The organism is Actinomadura montaniterrae (assembly GCF_008923365.1).
GTDB classification, from domain to species: domain Bacteria; phylum Actinomycetota; class Actinomycetes; order Streptosporangiales; family Streptosporangiaceae; genus Spirillospora; species Spirillospora montaniterrae.
This window is the reverse complement of sequence record NZ_WBMR01000400.1, coordinates 1-4505: the sequence shown is the minus strand read 5'-3', so window position 1 is coordinate 4505 and position 4505 is coordinate 1. Positions and strand designations below refer to the sequence as shown.

The window sequence follows — 4505 nt, the reverse complement described above, 5'->3', positions numbered from 1 at the left end:
AGCCGGCGCGCGTACGCGCCGTCGCCGTCGGCGACGTGGTCGCGGGTCTTCCCGGCGGCCAGCAGCAGCGACGCGGCCGCCGCGAGCCGTGCGCCCTCCGCCTTCGCGGTCACGACCTCGGCGGTCTTCATCCCGCGCAGCGCGCACGGCCCGGCCTTGCGGCGCGGCGACAGCTCCGGCGCCTGCGCCTCCACCAGCACCGAGACGAGCAGCCCGTCGTAGTTGGTGACGAGCCGCGCCGCCTGGCCGTGCTCGGCCCGCAGCGTCAGGCACAGCCCGCACAGGTGCGCCATCCAGTCCTCGAACAGCGACCCGCACAGCACGTGCTTGCACGGACGGACCACACCGAACACCGGCATCTCCCCATCTCAGGCGACTCGCAGCATTATTCACGGACGCCGCGGCCCCCGAGATGGTTCGTCGCGGAAGATCGGAAATCGGCGGGGTCAGACCCCCACGCAGGTCAGGGCGCGGCGGTAGGCGGCCATCCGCGGCTCCCGCGTGCCGGTCTCGGCGAGCACCTCGGCGAGGTCGAACCACGCCTGCGCCGCCTCCCGCGAGGACTCCATGTCCTCCAGGCACGTCGCGGCCCGGGTGAGCACCTCCACCGCGCGGTCGCGGTGGCCGAGCCGCACGCACGCCTCGCCGAGCACGGTCAGCGCGCCCGCGGTGACCCGGCGCGGCGCGTCCCCGAGCAGCTCGAGGGCGTCCTCGGCGAGCCGGACCGCCTCCGCCGGGCGGCCGAGCGCCGTCTCGGCGCGGGCCAGCTCGGTCAGGCACCGGGCCACGTCGATCTCCCCGGCGGATCCGGCGTTGATCTCCTCGCTCACCCGGGTGAGCAGCTCGCGGGCCTGCACCGCCTGGTCGGGCCGGGCGCGCAGCAGCAGCCCGGCGTAGACGACGCGGAGCCGGTTGAGGTCGCGCGGGTCCTCGCCGTCGCCGGCCAGCATCAGCGCGCGCTCGGCGAGCCCGACGCCCTCCTCGTACTCGCCGCGGATCTGCGCGACGTTGGCGGCCTCCCAGTAGGCGACCGTGCGGGCGCGCGCGCTGCCGATCCGCTCGGCCCGCTCGACCAGCTGCGCGGCGAGCTGCCGGGCGCGGACGAGGTCGCCGCGCTCGATGAAGGCGGCCAGCAGCGCCGCGCCGAGGTGGACGGCGGCGTCGGTGGAGTCGGCGCCGGTCGCGATGAGGTGCCGCAGCGCCTCCTCGGCCGCCTGCACGCCCGCGCTGATGTCGCCGCGCTCGCGCAGGCAGCGGCTCAGCGCGACGTGGACCCGGGCCCAGTGGTCGAGGTCGGTCTCGGCGGAGGCCTCCTCGGTCAGCGCCCGCAGCCCGGCGATCGCCTCCTCCAGCTCGCCCGCCGCCTCCAGCGCGAGGGCGTGCCCCCAGCGGGCCTGGTGCAGCATCTCCGGCAGCGCCACGGCGTCGGCGTTGGCCAGCACCTCGGCGAACCGGGCCCGCGCCTCGGCGGCGGCGCCGTTGCGCAGCGCGATCTCGGCGTAGTCCAGGGTGACGCGCAGCTCGTCGACGACGTCCTCGCTGACGCCGCTGACGAGGTAGGTCGCCGAGCAGTTCAGCTTCACCGCGAGCAGGTCCACCACGCTCGGGGCGGGGACCCGCTTGTCGCTCTCGATCAGCGAGATGTAGCTGTCGGACAGCTCGGGGAAGGCCAGCTGCGCCTGGCTCACGCCCTGCCTGATCCGCAGGGCGCGGATGCGCTGCCCCAGTGTCTCCCGATCCATGTGACCCCGCTCTTCCTTGTGGTCGCCTACAGGGTGCTCGCCGGACGCGTCGCGCGCAGGGCGAGGAAGAAGTCGACTCGGTCCTCAAGTGTGCCGAGATCCCGGCCGGTGAGGTCCTCGATTCGGCGGATTCGGTACCGAAGCGTGTTCACATGGACGTGCAGCCGGGTCGCGCTCCGGCTCCACGACCCCGAGCAGGACAGGAACACCTCCAGGGTGTGCAGGAGCTCGGCCTGCCTGCTGCTGTCGTACTCCTCCAGCGGGCCGAGCATCCGCTCCCGGAACGACCACCGGGTCCGCTCCGGGACGGCGGCCAGCAGCAGCGCGTAGGAGTCCGCGTAGGCGTCCCCGTACGCATCGGGGGCCGGCGCGTCCGCCGAGTCTCGCATTCGCACCATGGCAGGCTATAGCGGACCGTTCCCGTCACGCAGCGCTGGTTCTGAATCACATCCCGGCACCGCCGGACGGGCCGTGCCGGTGGACGACGGCGCGCCGCCCGGCGGCTAACCTGTGCTCGCACTTTCCGGGAACGACGCTGGTGAAGGCGGAGCACGCGCGAATGTCCAAGATCAACACGGCGAAGGCCGACGCATCGCCGCCGGCCGGCGGGCGCGGGCCGCTGGACCGGCTGTTCGACCTGTCCGCGCGGCGGACCACGGTGGCCCGCGAGCTGCGCGGCGGCGTCACCACGTTCTTCGCGATGGCCTACATCATCCTGCTGAACCCGATCATCCTCGGCGGGGCCAAGGACGTCACCGGCGCGACGCTGTCGATCCCGCAGCTGACCACGATGACCGCGCTGTCCGCCGCGATCACCACGGTGATCATGGGGCTGGTCGGGAACGCGCCGCTGGCCCTCGCCGCCGGCCTCGGCATCAACGCGGTGGTGGCCTTCCAGGCGGCGCCGGTGATGACCTGGCCGCAGGCGATGGGCCTGGTGGTGATCGAGGGCGTGATCATCGTGCTGCTGGCGCTCACCGGCGTCCGCGAGCGGATCATGAACTCGATCCCGCTGGCGCTCAAGCACGCCATCGCGGTCGGCATCGGCGCGTTCATCGCGCTGGTCGGGCTGTACGACTCGGGGTTCGTCACCTCGAGCAAGACCAGCCCGCCGCTGTCGCTCGGCACCGGCGGCCGGCTGGAGACCTGGCCGACGCTGGTGTTCGGCCTCACCCTGCTGCTGATGATCGTGCTGTACGTGCGCAGGGTGCCCGGCGCGATCCTGATCAGCATCATCACCGGCACCGTGCTGGCGGTGGTCATCCAGTCGTACGCGTCGGTCCCGGACGGCGGCTGGGGCGTCGTCACGCCCGACCTGCCGGACAAGGTGTTCGCCGCGCCCGACTTCGGGCTGTTCGGGAAGGTCGACCTGTTCGGCGGGTTCGGCCGGGCGGGCGTGATCACGGCGCTCGTGGTCCTGTTCACCCTGGTGCTGTCCGGGTTCTTCGACGCGATGGGCACCATCCTCGGCATCAGCGACGAGGCCGGCCTCACCAACGAGCGGGGCGAGGTGCCGCGGCTCGGCCGGATCCTGTCGGTGGACGGCCTGTCCGCCGCGCTCGGCGGCGTGACCAGCTCGTCCGCCAACACCGTGTTCGTGGAGTCGGCGGCGGGCGTCGGCGAGGGCGCCCGCACGGGCCTGGCCAACATCGCGACCGGCGCGCTGTTCGCGCTCACCCTGTTCCTCACCCCGCTCGCCGCGGTCGTGCCCGCGCAGGCCGCCGCGCCCGCGCTGGTGGTGGTCGGCGCGCTGATGATGACGCAGGTCGCCAAGGTCACCTGGGACGACCTGGAGATCGCGATCCCGGCGTTCCTCACCATCGTGCTGATGCCGTTCACCTACTCGATCACGATCGGCATCGGCGGCGGGATGGTCACCTACGCGATCATCAAGCTGGCCCGCGGCAGGGTCCGCGAGGTCTCGGTGTGGCTGTGGCCCGTGGTGGTGCTGTTCCTGCTGTTCTTCGCGATCCACCCGATCGAGACGTGGCTCGGGGTGAAGTAGCGGCGGGGGCCCGCGAGATTCTCACGCGAATGTCGGCCCATTTGAAAGTCTCGGGCGCGGTTCCGGGTGTCAAATAGTGCCGTCATGGCGTAAGCAGAAGGTAGGGCCTTACCCCCCGGCGTGAAAGGCGTGGCTGTGGTGTCCGCGGACCGTCCCCCCGACCCTCCCGCCCACGGCCACGTCCTGCTGGCGCCCGGACGGTTCCCCGGCACGCTGACCGCCGCGCAGGTGGCCCGCCACCTCGCCGCCGGGCTGCGCCGCGCGCGGCCGGACGTCCCGCTCGTCGAGCTGCCCGTCGCCGACGGCGGGGACGGCACCGTCGAGGCGGCCCTCGCGGCCGGGTGGGGCCGGGTCGAGGTCGAGGTCTGCGGGCCGACCGGCCGTCCGGTGACCGCGCGGCTGGCCGTCCGCGACCGCACCGCGCTGGTGGAGCTGGCCGAGGCGTCCGGGCTGCGCCGGCTGCCGGGCGGCAAGCCGCGCCCGCTCACCGCGTCCAGCCTCGGCACCGGGCAGCTGGTGGCGCACGCGCTGCGGCTCGGCGCCCGCCGGATCGTGCTCGGGCTCGGCGGCGGCGCCTGCACCGACGGCGGCGCGGGACTCGTCCAGGGGCTCGGCGGGCGGCTGCTCGACGCGCTCGGCAAGGACCTGCCGCCCGGCGGTGCGGCGCTGCGCTCGCTGCACGCGCTGGACCTGCGCGCCCTGCCCGACCTGTCGGGCGTCGAGGTGGTCGTCGCGGGCGACTCCGCGGGCCCGCTGCT

The 4505-nt window shown here is 73.8% G+C and carries 4 protein-coding genes and 1 pseudogene; 2 read left to right on the top strand and 3 right to left on the bottom strand.

The window, feature by feature from the left end; translation table 11 throughout:
- The 3 genes and pseudogenes from F9B16_RS49390 to F9B16_RS49380 form a co-directional block, all read right to left on the bottom strand.
- The coding region (locus F9B16_RS49390) for a DUF5685 family protein (RefSeq protein WP_225992664.1) at nucleotides 1–353 on the bottom strand (353 nt) is incomplete at its 3' end.
- Nucleotides 354–446: 93 nt separating this feature from the next.
- Nucleotides 447–1742: a helix-turn-helix domain-containing protein gene (locus F9B16_RS49385; protein ID WP_151547179.1), complete on the bottom strand. Its 1296-nt coding sequence runs from the start codon at nucleotides 1740–1742 to the stop codon at nucleotides 447–449.
- Nucleotides 1743–1768: 26 nt separating this feature from the next.
- Nucleotides 1769–2086: pseudogene (locus F9B16_RS49380) on the bottom strand (PucR family transcriptional regulator); the annotation flags it as partial.
- Nucleotides 2087–2301: 215 nt separating this feature from the next.
- On the opposite strand from F9B16_RS49380, the gene F9B16_RS49375 reads away from it, so the two are divergent.
- Together F9B16_RS49375 and F9B16_RS49370 are read left to right on the top strand one after the other, a co-directional pair.
- The gene (locus F9B16_RS49375; RefSeq protein ID WP_151547177.1) at nucleotides 2302–3747 is read left to right on the top strand and encodes an NCS2 family permease; all 1446 of its coding nucleotides are present in this window, start codon (nucleotides 2302–2304) and stop codon (nucleotides 3745–3747) included.
- 135 nt (nucleotides 3748–3882) lie between these two features.
- A partial coding sequence (locus F9B16_RS49370; RefSeq protein WP_192809395.1) for a glycerate kinase occupies nucleotides 3883–4505 on the top strand: 623 nt, incomplete at its 3' end.

Coding starts and splice junctions, on each gene's coding strand:
- F9B16_RS49385 (WP_151547179.1), bottom strand. CDS start 1,742: ATGGATCGGGAGACACTGGGGCAGCGCATCCGCGCCCTGCGGATCAGG.
- F9B16_RS49375 (WP_151547177.1), top strand. CDS start 2,302: ATGTCCAAGATCAACACGGCGAAGGCCGACGCATCGCCGCCGGCCGGC.